This window comes from Veillonella sp. AS16 (assembly GCF_000517785.1).
GTDB lineage: Bacteria > Bacillota > Negativicutes > Veillonellales > Veillonellaceae > Veillonella > Veillonella denticariosi.
Genome location: NZ_AZYX01000007.1, coordinates 714479 through 732628, shown reverse-complemented (window position 1 = coordinate 732628; position 18150 = coordinate 714479). Strand labels below are relative to the sequence as shown.

The 18150-nt window shown below is 42.2% G+C and carries 17 protein-coding genes; 16 read left to right on the top strand and 1 reads right to left on the bottom strand.

Annotated elements, in window-relative coordinates; translation table 11 throughout:
- Positions 1 to 36 precede the first annotated feature (36 nt).
- The 3 genes from HMPREF1521_RS03555 (at position 37) to HMPREF1521_RS03545 (ending at position 2994) form a co-directional block, all read left to right on the top strand.
- A complete protein-coding gene (locus tag HMPREF1521_RS03555; protein WP_038115843.1) occupies positions 37 to 219 on the top strand; it encodes a hypothetical protein in 183 nt (60 codons plus the stop codon).
- Between the two features lie 106 nt (positions 220 to 325).
- Positions 326 to 1504 (top strand): M20 family metallopeptidase, encoded by a 1179-nt coding sequence (locus HMPREF1521_RS03550; protein WP_038115842.1) that lies wholly within the window; start codon positions 326 to 328, stop codon positions 1502 to 1504.
- Positions 1505 to 1809: 305 nt separating this feature from the next.
- Positions 1810 to 2994 carry an MFS transporter gene (locus HMPREF1521_RS03545; RefSeq protein ID WP_038115839.1) on the top strand — a complete coding sequence of 395 codons (1185 nt, stop codon included), beginning with the start codon at positions 1810 to 1812 and terminating at the stop codon, positions 2992 to 2994.
- 203 nt (positions 2995 to 3197) lie between these two features.
- Here the strand turns inward: HMPREF1521_RS03545 and HMPREF1521_RS03540 are convergent, their stop codons facing one another.
- Positions 3198 to 4184 (bottom strand): GMP reductase, encoded by a 987-nt coding sequence (locus HMPREF1521_RS03540; RefSeq protein WP_038115837.1) that lies wholly within the window; start codon positions 4182 to 4184, stop codon positions 3198 to 3200.
- Between the two features lie 179 nt (positions 4185 to 4363).
- On the opposite strand from HMPREF1521_RS03540, the gene thiT reads away from it, so the two are divergent.
- The 13 genes from thiT (at position 4364) to HMPREF1521_RS03475 (ending at position 18119) form a co-directional block, all read left to right on the top strand.
- On the top strand, positions 4364 to 4894 hold the full coding sequence (thiT, locus tag HMPREF1521_RS03535) for an energy-coupled thiamine transporter ThiT (RefSeq protein WP_038115835.1): 531 nt from the start codon (positions 4364 to 4366) through the stop codon (positions 4892 to 4894).
- Positions 4887 to 6035, top strand: coding sequence for a molybdopterin-guanine dinucleotide biosynthesis protein B (gene mobB, locus HMPREF1521_RS03530; protein ID WP_038115833.1), 1149 nt, complete (start codon positions 4887 to 4889; stop codon positions 6033 to 6035). The genes thiT and mobB overlap by 8 nt, the downstream gene beginning before the upstream one ends.
- A complete protein-coding gene (locus HMPREF1521_RS03525; protein ID WP_038115832.1) occupies positions 5992 to 7227 on the top strand; it encodes a molybdopterin molybdotransferase MoeA in 1236 nt (411 codons plus the stop codon). Before mobB ends, HMPREF1521_RS03525 begins: the two co-directional genes overlap by 44 nt.
- 33 nt (positions 7228 to 7260) lie before the next feature.
- A complete protein-coding gene (locus tag HMPREF1521_RS03520) occupies positions 7261 to 7596 on the top strand; it encodes a cupin domain-containing protein (RefSeq protein ID WP_038115830.1) in 336 nt (111 codons plus the stop codon).
- A 122-nt stretch (positions 7597 to 7718) separates the two neighbouring features.
- Entirely contained in the window at positions 7719 to 8741 is a 1023-nt protein-coding gene (locus HMPREF1521_RS03515) for an AraC family transcriptional regulator (RefSeq protein WP_038115827.1), read from the top strand.
- Between the two features lie 346 nt (positions 8742 to 9087).
- Entirely contained in the window at positions 9088 to 9354 is a 267-nt protein-coding gene (locus HMPREF1521_RS03510; RefSeq protein WP_038115825.1) for a SemiSWEET family transporter, read from the top strand.
- A gap of 289 nt (positions 9355 to 9643) precedes the next feature.
- A complete protein-coding gene (locus HMPREF1521_RS03505) occupies positions 9644 to 10666 on the top strand; it encodes an AraC family transcriptional regulator (protein ID WP_038115823.1) in 1023 nt (340 codons plus the stop codon).
- A gap of 417 nt (positions 10667 to 11083) precedes the next feature.
- On the top strand, positions 11084 to 11986 hold the full coding sequence (gene ttdA, locus HMPREF1521_RS03500) for a L(+)-tartrate dehydratase subunit alpha (RefSeq protein ID WP_038115820.1): 903 nt from the start codon (positions 11084 to 11086) through the stop codon (positions 11984 to 11986).
- Positions 11986 to 12597 (top strand): L(+)-tartrate dehydratase subunit beta, encoded by a 612-nt coding sequence (gene ttdB, locus HMPREF1521_RS03495; protein WP_038115817.1) that lies wholly within the window; start codon positions 11986 to 11988, stop codon positions 12595 to 12597. Before ttdA ends, ttdB begins: the two co-directional genes overlap by 1 nt.
- Before the next feature lie 106 nt (positions 12598 to 12703).
- Positions 12704 to 13972, top strand: a complete 1269-nt coding sequence (locus HMPREF1521_RS03490) for an SLC13 family permease (RefSeq protein ID WP_038115816.1) — start codon at positions 12704 to 12706, stop codon at positions 13970 to 13972.
- A 182-nt stretch (positions 13973 to 14154) separates the two neighbouring features.
- Positions 14155 to 15429, top strand: coding sequence for an SLC13 family permease (locus HMPREF1521_RS03485; RefSeq protein ID WP_038115814.1), 1275 nt, complete (start codon positions 14155 to 14157; stop codon positions 15427 to 15429).
- 388 nt (positions 15430 to 15817) lie between these two features.
- Positions 15818 to 17488, top strand: coding sequence for a formate--tetrahydrofolate ligase (locus HMPREF1521_RS03480; RefSeq protein ID WP_038115812.1), 1671 nt, complete (start codon positions 15818 to 15820; stop codon positions 17486 to 17488).
- Between the two features lie 13 nt (positions 17489 to 17501).
- Complete coding sequence (locus tag HMPREF1521_RS03475; protein WP_038115810.1) at positions 17502 to 18119, top strand: cyclodeaminase/cyclohydrolase family protein; 618 nt, start codon at positions 17502 to 17504, stop codon at positions 18117 to 18119.
- The last annotated feature ends 31 nt before the right edge of the window (positions 18120 to 18150 follow it).

The following is an 18150-nucleotide window of genomic DNA, read 5'->3' as shown; positions in this document are numbered from 1 at the left end:
ATACTCTAAAAGAAATATAATGAATGGAGGACTATCATGAATACAGAATCCTTACGCAACGACGTACTAGTGCCTGCAGTAGCTAAAACATTGGATATTGCAAGCAAAGCAAAACCGACCAAAGACGAAGTTTGTACTACATTAAAAATTACAGTTGCTGTAGCAGCGGCCACGGCTGTTGTAACCTTTGCGGTACAGGCGGTATTGCGCAACCGATAAGAAATTAGAAAACGACAGGTTTTTGCCTGCCGTTTTCTTTTACGTTAGGCCTTTTATTCCTGATAAAAAGGGGAAAATAGGGGATTAATAGAGAAAGAGATAGAATATGCATAGTCGTGATTTGATTGAACAATATAAAACCTATGTACAGGAATGGAGACGGTACTTTCACAGACATCCGGAACTGAGTAATGAAGAATTCGAAACGACGAAGACCTTGGCTAAAGAATTGGAGTCCATGGGCGTTGAGGTGCATGTTGATGACGTGCGCAAGACGGGGCTCATCGGTATCATTCGGGGGGCTAAACCGGGCAAGGCGATAGGTTTGCGTGCCGATATTGATGCGCTGCCTGTGCAGGAGCATAATACATGCGAATATAAATCCGAGGTAGACGGCAAGATGCATGCGTGCGGTCATGACGGGCATATGGCGATTCTCTTAGGGACGGCTAAAATGCTGATGCAGATGAAGGATCGTTTGGAGGGAGATGTATACCTCGTATTCCAACCGGCTGAAGAAACCGGCGGTGGTGCACCGGAATTTATTAAATTCGGTGACTGGTTTGAAAAAATTGACGCCATTTTCGGCGGTCATGTGTGGATTGATTTGCCCGCCGGTCTCGTATCTGTTGAAGCGGGGGAACGCATGGCGGCGAGCAGCCTGTTTTCTATTAATGTAAAGGGAAAACAAGGCCATGGAGCTCAGCCGCATCAGGCCGTTGATGCGGTGGTTGTGGCCAGTGCCATCGTTCTGAATCTGCAAACGGTTGTATCCCGTAATGTAAGCGCCCTTGATTCCGTAGTGGTCACAATCGGAAATATTCATTCCGGCTCGGAATGGAATGTGATTCCCGGAGAGGCGACAATGGGCGGAACCGTTCGCTTCTTTGATCCTCATCAGGAGGAGTATATCGTCGATCGGATGCGTCAAATCGTGGAACATACGGCCCTTGCCTATGGCGCGGAGGCGACATTAACCTATGAAAAACGGGTTCCTCCGACGATTAATGATGAAAGTTGCAGCGCCCTTGCTGAACAGGTGGTTATCGATACGCTCGGTGCGGATAAACTGTCGAAAATGCGTAAAGTGATGCCCGGAGAAGACTTTGCGTGGTATTTACAGAAAAAGCCGGGATGCTTTGCATTTATCGGCATTCAAAACCCTGATGTAGATGCCGTCTATGATCATCATAACAATCGATTTAATATGGATGACTCCGTACTGTCCGCGGCATCCGCGGTGTATGCGGAATATGCGATTGCATGGTTACAGCGGAATAAATAGTTTGGTTGTTAGGGGTTATCCTCCCGATTATTAATGTCTACATCCTGTATTTACTTATGTTTAAGCCCTCAATTGAACGTGTTTCTGTTTGTACCGAAGCTGCTTCACGATAGTGTTTTGATGAGTTTATCGTTAATATTTTTTGGAAATAAACCTCTTTACATTTTCCGTAAAGAGGTTTATTATATTCCAATATTAATCATATCGTAGTTAAAATGGTTTCCTGCATGGCGCATGTTTTCGTGCTCTGCGGATAAAAAAGGACCTTTCTTTGCCGGGCGGTTCTAGAAGCCAGAAAGGATGCAATGAACGATCAAGTTTCTATTTCAAGAGCAAATATCCGCGGTGCTTTCGGGGCGTTTTTTATCCCCGGTATGTATACGGCCTTATGGGCCGGTTTTGTGCCTTACTTAAAGGCGAAGCTCGGCATCGGTGAGGATGTATTGGGTTCTATGATTTTATTGCTCGGTGTAGGTTCTTGTGTGTCTATGGCCGTAGCGGGTAAAATGGTAGAAACTTTGGGGTGCAAGAAGACGGTGCTTACCGGCAGTTTTATCGGTATGTTGTCCCTTGCCGTCGTGATTATGTGTTCCACCATTTTTGAAACGACGGTGGCGTTATTTTTCTTCGGTATCGGCGTAGGGCTCAGCAGCTCGTCCGCTAATTTGCAGGCGATTCTCACTGAGAAGGTGAGCAAAAAACATTTGATGGGTGCCTATCACGGCGGATGGAGTCTCGGCGGCTTTGCCGGGGCCGGCGTGCTGCTCGTGCTTTTAAAAATGTTATCCTTGCCTGTTGATAAAAGTATCTGGGGACTACTCATCATATTGTTCATCGCTATTGTTGTCATCAGTCGATTCATGTTGCCATTTGGAACAGATCCAAATGCAAAAACGGTAAAGAAATCTAAAAGTCCTTTATCGTTTCATCCTATTGCGATTATTTTCGGCCTTTTATGTTTCGTGTCGTATTTGGTGGAAGGCGCAGTAGGGGACTGGAGTGCGTTATATCTTCATGAAGATAAAGGAATTCTCATTCAAGAAGCCGTAATGGGGGTTATGCTCTTTAATGGCACCATGTGTATCGGCCGGTTGCTCGGCAACACTCTTGGTAAGCATTTATCCTCTAAACAGGTTGTGGTAGGCGGGTACTTGTCAGGTGCTGTTGCAATGGGGCTCATCGTCGCATTGCCGGGGCACGCATCCATGTATACCTATTTACTCTTAGGTATCTCCTTAGCGATGATCGTACCGAATTTGTTCTCCGCAATGGGGGAACAGAATGTTATTCCTATGACGCAGGCGGTGGCGACATCGACTATGCTCGGTTATATGGGGATATTGATGGGCCCTGCATTAATCGGGTTTATCGCTCATGGTACGAGCCTTACTGTGGCTTTCATCGTGCTTACCTGTTTGCTTGTGGTGAGTGCGGCTATCGGAAAGTACGCATATATTATGATGAATAAAGTGGAAGAGACCGAAATGTAGTTTATCTGTTTAGGCTTAATAGAATTGAGACATACATAACTGAATATCATCAACTAATTTAATATTATTAAGAACAAATAAGTATTAGATACTATAAATCCATACATCAGGTAATATAAAAATAAAAACCATAAGTCCTGGACGAGCTTTGATAAAGCTCGTGTCGAGGACTTATGGTTTTCTTTTTGTATTTTTCTGTTTAATTAGCGATCGCCGTTAAAGATGGAGTTCTTAACAAGTACATAATCTACTTTTCGAATCGCCTGTAAGGTTGTGCCGCCCGCGTAGGAGATTGCGGATTGTAAATCCTGTTCCATTTCAATCAATGTATCGAAGATGGATCCTTTGGAAGGGATGAAGATTTTTTTGCCTTCCACGTTTTTGCGTTCTCCTTTTTGAAATTCGGAGGCGGAGCCGAAGTATTCTTTTACAGCTTGACCGTCAACGATTTTTTCTTCTCCGGGGGATTCTTCGTGACCGGCAAAGAGAGAGCCGATCATGACCATGGTAGCACCGAAGCGGATGGATTTTGCGATGTCGCCGTGGTCGCGAATACCGCCGTCAGCGATTATAGGTTTTGTGGCCGCCTTTGCGCACCAGCGTACCGCTGCCAGCTGCCAGCCTCCGGTACCGAAGCCGGTTTTTAGTTTAGTAATGCAGACTTTACCGGGACCGATGCCTACCTTTGTCGCATCAGCACCTGCGTTTTCAAGTTCGCGTACCGCCTCCGGGGTCCCTACATTGCCGGCGATAACAAATGTATTCGGTAAGTTCTTTTTAATGTATTGAATCATATCAATAACTGCATTGGAATGACCGTGTGCAATATCGATTGTGATGTAATCGGGTGTTAAATTTGCTTGTTTGAATTCGTCAACTAAGGCGAACTCTTCCTTTTTTACACCGATAGAGATAGAAGAATATAGTTTTAGGTCGTGCATGCGTTTTACAAAGTCCATACGACGTTCAGGTTGGAAACGATGCATGATATAGAAATAGCCTTCACGTGCTAATTTTTCAGCCAACGCTTCGTCGATGATGGTCTGCATGTTAGCAGGAACTACCGGTAATTTGAAGGTGCGGTTACCCAATTTAACATGTGTGTCACACTCGCTACGACTGTTGACGATACATTTATTAGGAATCAGTTGCACGTCTTCATAATCAAAGATGTTCGTTGTATTGATCATAGTTTCTATATCTCCTTCGAGTTACTACATAATGAACCTGTACCATTATACAAGAGAGGAGAAAAATTTTCAACACATTCCGAATATTTGATTGGTGTAGCTTGAATTCTGTAGTACAATACAGATAGACTGTATTTAATGATATTAATAAGTTCACTTTACATAGGAGGTCGATACAGATGGGTCAGTCTAAAACGCGTATGCTTGCCGAAGCCGGTGTAGCTATCGCCATTGCGCAAGTCTTATCATTTATTACGATTTTCCACATGCCTCAAGGGGGCTCCATAAAGGCTGCCTCTTTGGTACCGCTCATGATTTTTGCGTATCGCTGGGGCGGGGCGCGCGGTATCTTTGCCGGCGTCGTGTACGGTATTTTGCATTTTATTTTGGGATTCAAGTCATCTGTGCATTATTTGAGCATTATTTTGGATTATGTAGTCGCTTACGGTGCCATCGGTGTATGCGGTTATTTTAAGGATTCTTTCACAGGTCTTATCAGCGGTTCCGTCGTGGCTATCGCATTGCGCTGGTTGGCATCGGTTACGAGCGGTGCTGTCGTATTCGCCAGTTATGCGCCACAGGGGCAAAATCCATGGATTTATTCGATGGTGTACAATGCATCCTATATGGTGCCGGACGGTATCATAAATATCGTTGTTTTATTGTTTATATACCAAGGGGTAAAACGAGGGTTAAAACGTCGTGAGTGAGTTAGGTTTAATTATTTTAGCCGGTGGTTTGAGTACGCGGATGGGGCGACCTAAGGCTCTGTTACCGTGGGTTAATGGTGAAAGTCTCATTTCACATGCTTTGCGCAAGGGGTTAGAGGCGGATGTTAAAGATATTATAATTTCCGTCGGTGATGATGATCGATTAGGACTTGCCATTCAAACTCATATCATTGATACTTTATCGAACAATGAGAAAGAGAGGGTTTCCATTGTTCGGGATTCTGTGAAGCGCTGCGGTCCGTTAGGTGGTCTCTATAGTGCCTTGTCCGTCGGGGCGAGCCCTGCCTATGCGGTGATGGCTGTAGACATGCCGTTTATGGATGTGTCTCTGTATTATGAATGGTTATATAAAGTCGACGAAGATGATTGGAATGCTATTGTTCCAATCGGCTGTAGCGGACAACGTGAGCCTATGGCGGGCATATACAGACCGTCTATTGTACCTTTGTTGCAAGCCGTTATCGCCGGAGATGATGTATCTTTGCGTCATGCCATCGATATAATCGGAGCCGTGGAACTGATTGATGCACAGGATCAGAGTCATGCATTGCGAAATGTAAACAGATTTGAAGATTATCAATGGGCTCGGGCTTTAGCTGAAAATGAATTCCGCCGGGTACCTTTAATCAGCGTGGTCGCATCAAAACGTAAAACGGGTAAGACTACCGTTGTGACGCGCCTTGTATCCGAGTTACGACAAATCGGGTTATCCGTCGGTGTTGTAAAAAGTGATAAACACGGATTTCAGATGGACCATGAGGGAACAGATACAGATCTTGCCTATAAAGCCGGGGCTGATGCTGTTGCTATTGCGGGACCTACTGAAACAGCGATTCGCATACGCACAAAAGAACAATCAAACCTGTACGAAATATCACAGTTTATGCCCGTGGATATAGTTATACTAGAATCGCGGTCTCAAGGGATTGCCCCTATTATAGAGGTTACCCAGGAGGGACATACGGAAGCGTTTATCTCGGATTCCATGGACCGAGTGGCGACGATAGAAATTGGCAAGTTAGATCGAGACGTACCTGAACTGGTACGCCACATACAGGAAATGATGAGGAGTTTAGATGGCCGTCGTTACTGTCGAGGAGGCTCTCCAATTATGGGATGAGGCCTTACAAACGCAAGTTCATAAAGTAGAAACGATTGATGTTCAGGCTGCAAAGGGCTATGTGTTGGCTCAGGATATTATAGCTCCTACAGATGTACCTGCCTTTTCAAAATCTGCTATGGACGGATATGCCGTTGCCTATGAAGCAGGACGTAATAAATATATCGTTGACGGTATTATCGGGGCCGGTGTCGTGTGGGAGAACCCTGTCGGGCCCGGTCATGCGGTACGTATCATGACGGGGGCACCTATCCCTCATACATGTGATACTGTTATCATGCAGGAACAGGTAGTCGGCACAGGTGAACCGCACACGACGATTACGATTCAAGGAAGATATCACCGTGGTGATCACATCATCCCGCAAGGTGAGGAGTGTGTTGCCGGTACTATTGTGATTCCGCAGGGGACGGAGGTAACATCTACGGTACAGACTGTTTTAACGGGGCTGGGGATTACCGATATATCTGTTAATGCAATGCCTCGTGTGTTGGTTCTTACCTCCGGTCATGAGGTTATTGAGCCAGGTGAAAGTTTAACACCTGGTAAAATCTACAACTCTAATCGAGCTATGATATGCGGGTTGTTGGAGGACTTAGGCTTTCACAAGATAACCCACTATCACGTAAGCGATGCTCCTGAGGAACTGGACTCCGAAATCGATCATGTTTTGGAACTTAGTGAAGATGCTGATGTTATCATCAGTTCCGGTGGTGTATCGGTAGGCCTTTTTGATACGATGCCTCTTATTTATGAAAAGTTAGGGGCTAAATCCATCTATGCCCGTATTCAGATGCGACCGGGCGCGGCATCCTATGGTGCAGTTACACCGAAAGGTCAGATTATTTTCGGCTTGTCCGGAAATCCGGGGGCTGCCTTTAATGGATGGCATTTAATCGTAGCACCGACCTTGAAGCGCTATAAAGGGTTGTCTAACTGGACGACTCCGGTGGTGGCTTGCGTAATGGATACAGAAATCTTTAAACGTAATGCTTTTGACCGCTATGTACAAGGAAAAGTGATATTCGGCGGTGGGGCTCCACGCTTTGTTGCCAACCGTCACTTTAATAGTAGCAGTATGTTAGGTCTATATACTGTTAATGCGTTGGCATGTATTCCGCGAGGTATACATGAAGTACATCCCGGTGATACGTTCGATGTGTATCTGTTAGGGCTGTTACCGGCGATTTAAAGCTATTATGCAGTCATATAAGGAGTGATTTTTATGAGCAAAACTTTTACAAAAAATATTCCTGTTAACGAAATTTTACATCTAGCAGATGTACTGGAGTATAAGGCCGGCCAAGTTATCAGTATTACCATCGCTCAAAATGAACGCCTCAGCATTACATTATTTGCGTTGCCGAAGGGGGAAGAAATTTCTACGCATGTAACAGTGGGGGATGCCATTGTGCAAATCCTTGATGGAGAAGCACATATCGTTGTCGGCGATACGGAACACACCGTAAAAGCCGGCGAAACATTGATCATGCCGTCTGAAGTGCCTCATAGCCTCGATGCTCGTGAAAACTTCAAGATGTTGTTGACCGTAGTTAAATAAATATATCATAATAAATGCATCCCTATTAATTTTAGGGATGCATTTATCTTTATTTGAAAAAGGTAGCTTTTAAACTTAGTATTAATTACCCACTTGTTTGATTGTTGGAGCGATTGGTTGCTATGGATTATTTCGACTATTCATATAAACATAATTACATCGAGTTTAGTAGCAATATATATAAGGTCGGTACATATTATTACGATTGTCATGGAGAAACGGAGATTCTTATTCTGTTAAAGGGTCGCATTGAAATGAGTTGTAATGATGAGGTCTTTACTCTGGAACCTCTTGATGCTGTTATTATTTCGCCTCAGGTATGGCATTCAATACTGGCTCTTGAGGAGGATGTAATTGCTTTGGCAATTCATGTAGGCAATGAGTTTTATCAACAGTATGATCCGAATTTTGGAATGTATCAATTCGTTGTCCATTCGGATGAAAGGTCTCGCCATAACCAATTCTTTACAACTTTGCGTCACCACGCGGCTATGATGATGTTGTTAATGGTGAAAGATGAAAGCCCTATACATCGAATGTGGATAGAGCATCATTACTTGGCATTAGCCGGTGATGTATTTAGGGAGTTTTATCCTGTTAAACTTGTCCATGAAGAGGCTAGACCCGGTGATATAAAACCGGCCTCCTTTAATAAAATGATCGCTTATATCGATGAGCATTACCAACAAAAAATCGAGTTAGAGGATATTGCAAAGATTGGCGGATATAATGTTGCCTATGCATCGCAGTTTTTTAAGAAACAAATGGGTATTTCCTTTGTTGAGTATGTATTACGCTTGAGACTCAGGGATGCAACGGCTCTATTGACCAGTACGGACGAGGCAGTCGCAAGGATTGCTAGTGGATGCGGCTTTGCGGATATCAAAGCCTTTAATGTGGCTTTTAAAAAGCATTTTCGATTGACACCAACAGAATATCGCAAGAAGGTAAAGGAAATCGGACGTAGAACAACATTACATGATGGGGTGGAAGTTATTTCTGTTGAAAATCAGGATGTTCTTGATGTATTACATTCGTTTTTATCGTATGAAGATGATTCAAGAGCTAAGGCTGAGTTAGAGTTTATGAGTCAAAAGCTAGAAACTTTAAAAGTAAAATTAGCCGATGTTGTCAAGGAGTTATAATTCGTATCCGCATGGTGTATTGATATTGGAATTTTTATAATGCGAGCAATATATTTTGATGGATATAGAATTATTGGACATAGGTGATTTTATATATGTTGAAAGCATATAATTTATCTATTAAAGCGCTACTTTTTAATAAGTAGTGCTTTTTCTATACTCATTTGTGGGTGAATTTATAGGTTCATAATCCTTGAAATAGAATATACTGAGAGAAATCTATATGTTTTATCTGATTTTATTAAAAAAATTACCTTTTAATATGGATAGTTATATTCACCAAATCGAGTAGAATATATTTCATCAGAAAACAAAACTATGTTGAGTTAATCATTTGGAGGATATAATGACTCGAGTAAAATTTATGGAAAACTTAGGGAAAGTTGCAACAGTTACAGCTGTAGCTATGTATGTATCTTACTTTCCACAAATTATGAACAATCTGGCACATCCAGGCACCGGTGATTGGATTCAGCCTTTAGTAGCTGCTATCAACTGTACATTATGGGTACTATATGGTTTGTTTAAAGAACATAGAGATTTACCGGTTGCATTAGCCAATGCACCAGGGATCTTCTTTGGCTTGGCCGCAGCAATTACAGCACTTATGTAATCTTCGTGAGTGACACTGTCATCATATAAGCCTTGATGCAGGTGGAAACTTCAAGATACTGTTGACCGTAGTCAAATAAATATATCATAATAAATGCATCCTTTAGTTTATAAAGGGTGCATTTTTTGTAGCCGGTTTAATTGAGAGGGACATTTTATGGATATAATTGAGCAATATAACCTGACTTTATCTATTGCGGCTGGAACAGAACAAGAGAAGGTATCGCAGAGACAATTGAAATGATGGTTTTATTCGATACAATAGATGTATAGAATAAGGAGATACATAAATGGAATACTTTTACTATACCTATAAAAACAACCATATAGATTTCAGTAGCCACATATACAAGGTCAGTACATATCATTACAACTGGCATGGTGAAACTGAAATTCTTATTCTGTTAAAAGGGCGTATTGAGATGAGTTGTAACAGCGAAGTTTTTACTATGGAACCCCTCGATACAATTATAATTTCGCCTCAAGTCGGGCATGCTACGTTGGCATTGGAGGAGGATACAACAGCCCTCGTTATTCACGTAGGTAAGGAGTTCTTTCAAGGGTTTGATCCTAATTTCGGCATGTATCAATTTGTGGTTCGATCAGATGAAACTAGTCGTCACAATCCGTTCTTTACATCTTTGCGCCATCATGCGGCGATGATGATGCTGTTGGAGGTTAATGGTGAAAGTCCTGCTAATCGCATGTGGATTGAACATCATTACATGGTTTTGGCGGGGGATGTGTATAGTGAGGTTGATGCGGTAAAATCCGTGCATATCAGCTCTAAACCGGCAGATATGACCGCCGCTACCTTTGATAAGATGATTGCTTATGTTGATGAACATTATCAGCAGAAGATTGAATTAGAGGATATTGCAAGGGTAGGTGGCTATAATGTGAACTATACATCACAGTTCTTCAAACGCCAATTGGGTGTTTCCTTCCTTGAGTATTTATTGCGCTTAAGATTACGAGAAGCGACGGTGCGTTTAGCCAATTCGGAAGAGGCGATAGTGCGTATTGCTAATCGCTGTGGATTTCCTGATATAAAAGCCTTTAACGTGGCCTTTAAGAAGCATTTTCATACGACTCCGTCTGAATATCGTAAGCAGGCACGAAGCATCGGGAGAAAAACAAAACTGCACAACTGGAAGGAAATGATTTCTACCCGTGATAAGGATATGTTAGATATATTGAATTCTTTTTTGCCATATCATTTTAATCTTATCGATGGGGAAACTTCGATTGAAGCAGATAAAAAATTGCAGTCTCTTAAGGTTAAACTGAAAGCAATCGTAGAGGAATTATAGATTTATTGTTATAAAATATACTGACTGTTCGGCATATGCCGGTGGATATTCGTGCAGTATATGGGTGTGAATTTATATTTTTTTCAGCCTATATAAAATGATTAGGTGTAGGTGATTTTGTATATGTTAAAATCCTATATAAATATATGGGAAATAAAGCGTTACCTTTTACAGGTAGCGCTTTTTTAGTTTTCTATATATGGACTTATTTGTATATCGTATAAGATCAGTAGAGACATTAATCGGCGCAATGTATATGATTTCTCATACTTTCACCATAAAAAATCATATTTTAAAATGGATAGTTGAATTCGGTAAAAAGCGTAGAATGTAATCATCAAAAGGGATTAAGTCCACTAATAATATTGTGAGATCCTTAACAAAGATAGTAATGAAGTCCTTTTAGGAGGTTTTACGATGAGTACGAAAGAACAACAAGTGCAAGAAATGACAAATGTCATGGCAAAGTTCATAGCTTATATGGCAAAAAAATTACCAGATGATGTAGAAGCAAAAATTAAAGAGCTTGCAGCGGATGAAAAGAATCCGTTAGCGAAAACAATTTATGAAACGATGCATAAAAACATGGATTTGGCTTATGAGTTAAATCGTCCGTCTTGTCAAGATACAGGCGTTTTACAGTTTTGGGTGAAGGTGGGTTCTAATTATCCATTGATTGGAGAGTTGGAAGAAATCTTGCGTGAAGCGACATATAAAGCGACCCAGGATGCTCCATTGCGCCATAATTGTGTAGAGACTTTTGATGAGTTTAATACGGGAAAGAACATCGGTCGCACAGCACCTTATATAACATGGGATATCATTCCTGGTCGTGATGATGTGGAAATCTTTCCATATATGGCCGGGGGCGGGTGCTCCTTACCCGGCTCCGGAAAGACCTTGATGCCGGGTGAAGGGTACGAAGGTGTCGCTAAATTTGTATTGGATTTAATGACAAGCTATGGACTTAATGCATGTCCTCCACTGCTCGTTGGCGTCGGTATTGCTACTTCGATCGATACGGCGGCAACGATGTCTAAAAAAGCATTGATGCGTCCCGTATCCTCTAAAGCGGAAAATGAAAAAGCGGCATATATGGAACAACTGCTTGAAGACGGAATTAATGCATTGCATCTTGGACCACAAGGGATGGGCGGAGACAAATCCGTTATGGGTGTAAACATCGAGCATGGGTCCCGCCATCCATCCGTAATTTCCGTAGCCGTAAACGTAGGCTGCTGGAACCATCGCCGCGGTCATATGATATTTGATAAAGACGGTAAGTACGAAATTTTATCTCACAAAGGAGTGACATTCTAATGGCTAAGCATATTTTGACAACACCAATTCAAGCATCTGATCTTGAAGGAATTAAAGCTGGGGATATTATTTACTTAAACGGTCATATCACAACGTGCCGTGATGTCGCTCATCGACGTCTCGTTGAATATGGTCGAAAGTTACCTGTAGATGTTCGTAACGGGGCTATTTTACATGCGGGTCCGATTGTGCGTGATCATGGTGATGATAAATTTGAAATGATTTCTGTAGGACCTACTACGTCCATGCGTATGGAAAAATTCGAGTACGAATTTGTAAAACAGACAGGTGTACGTCTCATTGTCGGTAAAGGCGGTATGGGGCCGGAAACTGCCCGTGCATGTAAGGATTTTGGTGCTCTTCACTGTGTATTCCCGGCCGGTAATGCGGTGCTTGCGGCTACAGAGGTAGAGGAGATTGAATCTGCTAACTGGCGTGAACTTGGTATGCCAGAAACATTATGGACTTGCCGCGTAAAGGAATTTGGCCCTCTCATCGTGTCTATCGATGCGGAAGGAAATAATTACTTTGAAAATAAAAAAGTGGAATACAATGCCAAGAAAGATGAAGTATTGGAAGAAATTTATAAGCACGTAAGCTTCATTAAATAAAATATACCGTTATAGGTTGTGCTCAACTGAATAGGAGGATTTGTATGGAGTTTACAATCCTCCTTTTGGTATCTGTTTTAGATGTTATGTGTATTGGGAGGTCTTTATGGATACGAGTGTAATCATAACTCTTGGCTTTTTAGTATTTGCCATCGTCATGTTTGCATGGGAGAAAATCCCGTTGTCAATTACGGCTATGATTGTAGCTGTTGGATTGCATTTGAGCGGTGTTTTATCTGCCAAAGATGCATTTGCAGGCTTTGTAGATCAAAACGTATTGCTCTTTATGGGAATGTTTGTTATTGGTGCAGCTTTTTTTGAAACCGGTGTTGCTGTAGAAGTAGGGAATGTTGTTAATAAATTTGCAAAGACAGAAACTTCTCTGCTTGTAGCGGTTATGATGATCACCGGCATTATGTCAGGCTTTCTATCCAATACAGGGACTGCGGCAGTTTTAATTCCCGTTATTATCGGTATTTGTAAAAAGAGTGGCTTTAAGCAAACGAAATTATTGATGCCGTTGGTATTTGCAGCTGCTATGGGCGGTAATATTTCTCTTATCGGTGCGCCTGGTAATATGATTGCTCAATCAGGTTTGCAACAAGCTGGGTTGGGTTCCTTTGGTTTCTTTGATTATGGGCTTGTAGGATTGCCAATGCTCATAATTGGCACTATATTCTATGCGACTATCGGCAAACGATTCTTGCCTGATGCACCAAGTCATAAACCTGACGGTGCTTTTGAAGGTAATGATGATTATAGCCATGTACCATCTTGGAAAAAGTGGGCGGCTGCGATTGTTTTGATCTTAACCATTGTAGCTATGATTTTTGAAAAACAATTAGGTGTTAAGTTGTATGTCAGTGCCTGGATAGGTGCTCTTGTACTTGTAGCGACTAATGTTATCAGTGAAACGGTTGCTGTAAAATCCATTGATATGAAAACCATTATGCTGTTTGCCGGCTCTATGGCATTGGGCGATGCGATGGTTAAGACCGGAACCGGCGCGGTGATTGCCGATATTATTGTTAACAGTTTAGGCGCAAGCCCATCTCCAATCGTTGTGTTAATTGTTTTATTCGTACTGGGCGTGTTTATGACTAATTTTATGTCTAATACGGCAACATGTGCACTATTAGTACCTATTGGACTAAGTTTAGCTTCTCAACTTGGTTTTGATCCAAAGGCGGTCTTAGCCGCTATCGTTATTGCCAGCTCGTTAGCTTATGCAACGCCAATTGGTATGCCTGCAAATACGATGGTATATAATATTGCCGGATATAGTTTTATGGATTATGTGAAAGCCGGATTACCGCTTATATTCGTTTCCAGCATTGTGGCACTTATTTTGTTACCTTTACTATTTCCTTTTTAATGTTTAAAAACTACATAATATCAATAATGAGCCAATGAGCCCTCATGTTTTGAACATGAGGGCTTTTAAAATGTCGATTATGAAGAAAAATTCATTTTTGAAATGCAAATTAGGTAATTTACATTATAAGGCTTTGTTTATATACTGGATTAGTATGACTCTACAATGAAAGGAAAATTCTCATGGATTACAGTATTATGGTCACATTGGGATTCCTAGTATTTGCCATCGTAATGTTTGCGATGGAGCGAATCCCGTTGTCCATTACAGCTATGATTGTGGCTGTCGGTTTGCACCTTGCCGGTGTGTTGACTGCAGCAGAAGCATTCAAAGGCTTTGTTGACTCTAATGTCATTTTATTTATGGCGATGTTTATTATTGGTGCCGCTTTCTTTGAAACGGGTGTAGCCGTTGACGTAGGTAACATTGTAAATAAATTCGCTAAAAATGAAACAATTCTTATTATTGCTATTATGATGCTTACCGGTATTATGTCAGGCTTCTTGTCCAATACGGGCACTGCGGCTGTTATGATTCCTGTTGTTATCGGTATCTGTAAAAAGGGTGGCTTCAATCAGACTAAATTTTTGATGCCAATCGTTTTTGCCGCTGCGATGGGCGGGAATATCTCTATGATCGGTTCCCCGGGTAACATGATCGCTAACTCCAACTTGCAAGAAGCGGGTCTCGGATCCTTCGATTTCTTCGCATACGGTGAAGTAGGGTTACCGATGCTAATCGTAGGTACTCTTTTCTACGCATTCATCGGCAAACGTTTCTTGCCGGAAGTGCCGACTCGTGAGCCGGATGCAAATTATCAGAAGAACGCTGATTTCAGCCATGTTCCAGCCTGGAAAAAATGGACTGCCGGCTTGGTGCTTGTGTTGACGATTGCGGCTATGATTTTTGAAAAACAAATCGGCGTATCCTTGGCTGTCAGTGCCTGGGTAGGTGCTCTTGTTATCGTAGCGACCGGTGTTATTACGGAAACAGAGGCTGTTAAATCCATCGATATGAAGACAATTCTTTTGTTTGCAGGATCGTTGGCGCTCGGTACGGCGATGGTTAAATCCGGTACAGGTGCATTCATTGCAAATCTTATCGTTGATGGTTTAGGAGCAACTCCAAATCCGTTGGCTTTGTTGGCGGTATTATTCTTCTTGTCCGTATTCATGACAAACTTCATGTCCAATACGGCGGACGTTGCGTTGTTGGCACCGATCGGCTTGTCGTTGGCATCTCAATTAGGCTTCGATCCTAAGGCAATCCTCGTAGCCATCGTTATTTCCAGTTCTCTTGCATATGCGACACCAATCGGTATGCCGGCGAATACAATGGTATATAACGTAGCCGGATATAGTTTTAAGGACTTTGTGAAAGCCGGCTTACCGTTGATTTTGGTATCTGCTGTTGTGTCCTTAATTTTATTGCCTATTTTATTCCCATTTAACCCATAATTATATAATGTAAGTCATACGACCCCGTCATTTGTGACGGGGTTTCTTTTTTTATAATCTCTATATCACGTATTTTAATTATTATGTGATATTGGATCAGACTTTATATATTATGAAAGTACTGGATTGAGGTGATATATTCGCCGATAGACGCCGGAGGTTATGATAGGATTCATTTTAGTAGAGATTTATATTAGACATTACTCATACTTTCACATATAATAGTATTATTGGCGTACAAAGATACATTCACAGTGGACAATTATCTAAGATATTGTTGTGAAGTGCATAAACCATAAAGATATGTTAAGTTCGTTGGATTCTATAAAGGTAAAAGCATAGGTATGTCAGATAGAGTGGTAATGCTGAATGGTATGGAGGAGAAATTATGTTAAGCGACATTGAAATTGCCCAACAAAATAAGATGGAAAAAATTCAGGTCATAGCTGATAAATGCGGTCTCACAGCTGATGACATTGAACAATATGGCCATTATAAGGCGAAAATCTCTTTTGACGCCATTCGTCGACTTGAGTCGAAACCGGACGGAAAGCTTGTTCTCGTGACGGCTATTACACCGACGCCGGCGGGGGAAGGTAAGTCCACGACGAGCATCGGCCTTGTACAGGGATTACAAAAAATCGGTAAAAATGCGATTGCTACGTTGCGCGAACCGTCGTTAGGACCTGTATTCGGTATCAAAGGCGGTGCGGCAGGCGGCGGTTATGCACAGGTCGTACCGATGGATGACATCAACCTGCATTTTACAGGTGATATGCATGCTATTACAGCGGCAAACAATTTATTGTCCGCTATGATTGACAATCATATTCATCAAGGCAATGAACTGCAAATCGACTTGCGTCAACTGTCCTGGACGCGTGTTCTCGATATGAACGATCGGGCGCTACGCAATGTAACGGTCGCTCTTGGAGGAAAGGTGTGCGGATTTCCGCGGGAAGATCATTTTATGATTACCGTTGCATCTGAAATTATGGCGATTTTATGTCTTGCAAAGGATTTAGAGGACCTAAAAGAACGGTTCGGACGCATTGTTATCGGTTGTAATTTGTCGGGAGACCCTGTATATGTTCATCAATTAGGTTGTCAGGGCGCAATGGCACTATTGATGAAGGACGCTATCAAACCGAACCTTGTACAAACCTTGGAGCATACGCCGGTCATTGTTCACGGCGGACCGTTTGCGAATATTGCACATGGGTGTAATTCCATAGTAGCGACGAAGTTAGGCCTTAAATTGGGGGATATCGTCGTTACGGAGGCCGGTTTCGGTGCTGACTTGGGGGCGGAAAAATTCCTCGATATCAAATGCCGCTATGGTAATATTTTTCCGGATACGATTGTTATCGTTGCTACATTACGGGCATTAAAGATGCATGGCGGAGTACCGAAACAAGTGTTGAGCAAAGAAAATGTGGAAGCAGTAACAAAAGGCTTCAGTAACTTACGTAAAGCCATCGAAAATATGCGCTTTTTCAATGTTCCTGTGCTAGTGGCCATCAATAAATTTGCTACCGATACGGATGCGGAGGTTGCGGAACTCAAACACTTATGTGAAAAATTCGGCGTTCCTGTAGAACTCAATGAATGTTGGGAAAAGGGCGGTAATGGCGGAGTCGATATGGCGAAGAAGGTCGTAGAATTATTGGACGGACCTAAACCAAGTCCTAAATTTGTATATGATTTAGAGGATTCTTTAGAAGAAAAAGTCGGTAAAATAGTACGTATTATTTATGGTGGTGATGGTGTCATCTTTACGGATAAGGCGAAAAAACAAATTAAGCAGCTTGCCGATTGGGGACTTGATCGATTGCCTGTATGTATGGCAAAGACTCAGTACTCTTTATCGGATAATCCGGCACTTTTAGGGGCACCGACAGGTTTTTCTATTACCGTATCGGATATTCGCGTTGCCAATGGCGCGGGCTTTATTGTATGCCGAACCGGAGATGTAATGGTAATGCCGGGACTGCCTAAACGGCCGGCAGCGCTTAACATGGATATAGAGGCGGACGGAACGATTAAAGGTTTGTATTGAGATAGAGGCGATTATGAAATTAGTGGAGCAAAGTGTTATTGATTTCTTGGGTGCTACGGCATCTAAGGAACCGACACCCGGCGGTGGTGCGATTGCGGCTCTGACGGCTGCAACCGGTGCGGCGTTAGCTGAAATGGTGGCCAATTTGACATGTAATAAAAAAGGCTACGAAGATGTGCAGTCGGATATGGAATATCTGCGAGTTCAAGCCGAGGCTGTACGTGAACGAATGCTCGTTTTAGCACAGGCCGATGCGGATGTATTTAATGTATTTATGAATGCCTTGGGCTTACCGAAAGATACGGATGAAGAAAAGGCTAAACGGACGGCAGCGATTCAAAAGGCATATAAGGATGCAGCTATGGTTCCCTTTGAGATCGGAAATGTGGCGGCCAAGATTTTTGAGCTTGCGGAACTTGCGGTGCGTAAGGGGAATCAGAATCTTATTACCGACGGTATTATTGCGGCTATCAATGCACGGGCTGCGGTAAAGGCGGCATTTCTTAATGTGCGGATTAATTTGTCGGGCATCAAAGATACAGCTTATGTGACTGAATTAGAGTCACAGATGGAACGTATTGAATCGAATCTCGATGCGAAAGAAGCTGCTATTGTGAATTTATATAAATAGATTGTTTCACCGTTAAATAAATGATTGTTTA